Genomic DNA, 501 nt, shown 5'->3' on the forward strand with positions numbered 1-501 from the left:
TGCACGGCCGCCGCGGCACCGCCACCGACAAAGTCTGGGCCAGCCGGCAACTGCTGCTCACCGGCTACGAGCACCTCACCGTGAAGCAAAAGGCCCGGTTCAACGCCGCCCTCGCCGCCGAGGATCCGACCAACGAGATCGCCGCCGCGCATGCCGTCAAGGAACGCCTGCGCCTGCTGCTGGCCGAACACCAGCCGCACCAGATCCGGCGCAGGCTGTACGACTTCTACGACGACGCCGCCCGCGCCGACATGGAGGAAACCAGCCGCCTGGCGACCACGATCGACACCTGGTGGCCAGCGGTGCTCGTCGCGCTCACCGAGGACGTGACCAACGCCCGCACCGAGGGCTTCAACCGGATCATCAAGCAAACCAAGCGTGTCGGATGCGGCTTCACCAACATGGACAACTACCGAAGGCGCATCATGGTCCACATCGCCCTCACCCGAGGGCAGAGACCAGCAGCATGAAATCAGCACACGCCCCGCTCAAATGCGGAGA

At 66.1% G+C, this 501-nt stretch carries 1 protein-coding gene; it reads left to right on the forward strand.

Annotated elements, in window-relative coordinates:
* On the forward strand, nt 1-470 hold a 470-nt coding region (locus YH3_RS34720), incomplete at its 5' end, for a transposase (RefSeq protein ID WP_193777240.1).
* Nucleotides 471-501 lie beyond the last annotated feature (31 nt).

The organism is Rhodococcus sp. YH3-3, assembly GCF_001653035.1.
GTDB lineage: Bacteria > Actinomycetota > Actinomycetes > Mycobacteriales > Mycobacteriaceae > Rhodococcus_F > Rhodococcus_F qingshengii.